This window comes from Streptomyces sp. NK08204 (assembly GCF_020400585.1).
Classification (GTDB): domain Bacteria; phylum Actinomycetota; class Actinomycetes; order Streptomycetales; family Streptomycetaceae; genus Streptomyces.
This window is the reverse complement of the sequence record NZ_JAINVF010000066.1, coordinates 1-1,526: the sequence shown is the minus strand read 5'-3', so window position 1 is coordinate 1,526 and position 1,526 is coordinate 1. Positions and strand designations below refer to the sequence as shown.

Below are 1,526 nucleotides of genomic sequence, written 5' to 3'. Positions count from 1 at the left end.
CATGGGTGTGGCCTGGCACCGGTTCCTGGGCTTCCCGAACATCTGGTTCAAGCGCAACGCCACGGGCGAGTCCGCCCTGGGCGCGCTGCAGCCGATGACGTCGGGCGGCAAGGCGATCGACTTCGCCGATCCCGGTGAGGACGACGTCTTCGGTGTCTCCCAGGTCGAGCAGTTCTCCTGGAAGGGCCTGCTGGACTTCTCCACCTGCACCGAGTGCGGACGCTGCCAGTCCCAGTGCCCCGCCTGGAACACCGGCAAGCCGCTCTCCCCGAAGCTGCTGATCATGTCGCTGCGGGACAACGCCCACGCCAAGGCCCCGTACCTGCTGGCCGGCGGCGGCAAGACCATGGAGGGCGAGGAGAAGGCCTCCGCCGAGCAGCTCAAGGACGTCCCCGCCGCCGCTCTCGCCGAGGCCGAGCGCCCGCTGATCGGCACCGCCGAGGAGAACGGCGTCATCGACCCCGACGTCCTGTGGTCCTGCACCACCTGCGGCGCCTGCGTCGAGCAGTGCCCCGTCGACATCGAGCACATCGACCACATCGTCGACATGCGCCGCTACCAGGTCATGATCGAGTCCGCGTTCCCGTCCGAGGCGGGCACGATGCTCAAGAACCTGGAGAAGAAGGGCAACCCCTGGGGCCTGGCCAAGAAGCAGCGCCTGGAGTGGACCAAGGAGGTCGACTTCGACGTCCCGGTCGTCGGCAAGGACATCGAGGACCTCACCGAGGTCGACTACCTCTACTGGGTCGGCTGCGCCGGCGCCCTGGAGGACCGGGCGAAGAAGACCACCAAGGCCTTCGCCGAACTGCTCCACATCGCGGGCGTGAAGTTCGCGATCATGGGCGGCGACGAGAAGTGCACCGGCGACTCCGCCCGCCGCCTGGGCAACGAGCCCCTCTTCCAGGAACTCGGCATGGAGAACGTCGCCGCGCTGAACATGGCCTTCGGCGAGGAGACCGACGACGACGGCAACGTCACCGCGGAGTCGAAGAAGCCGAAGTCGGCGAAGAAGATCGTCGCCACCTGCCCGCACTGCCTCAACACGCTCGGCAACGAGTACCCGCAGCTCGGCGGCGACTACGAGGTCATCCACCACACCCAGCTGCTCCAGCACCTGGTCGACGAGGGCAAGCTGATCCCCGTCACCCCGGTCGAGGGCATCATCACCTACCACGACCCCTGCTACCTGGGCCGCCACAACAAGATCTACACGCCCCCGCGCGAGATCATCGGCAAGGTCCCCGGCCTGCGCAACGAGGAGATGCACCGCCACAAGGAACGCGGCTTCTGCTGCGGCGCCGGCGGCGCCCGGATGTGGATGGAAGAGCGCATCGGCAAGCGCATCAACAACGAACGCGTCGACGAGGCGCTGTCGCTGAACCCCGACATCGTCTCCACCGCCTGCCCGTTCTGCCTCGTCATGCTCACCGACTCGGTCAACGGCAAGAAGAACGAGGGCAAGGCCAAGGAGTCGATCCAGGTCGTCGACGTCGCCCAGCTCCTCCTCGACTCCGTCAAGACCCCCG

At 67.2% G+C, this 1,526-nt stretch carries 1 protein-coding gene; it reads left to right on the top strand.

Annotated features, from left to right (window positions below):
• On the top strand, nucleotides 1-1,526 hold a 1,526-nt coding region (locus tag K7G59_RS34310; protein WP_225840649.1), incomplete at both ends, for a (Fe-S)-binding protein.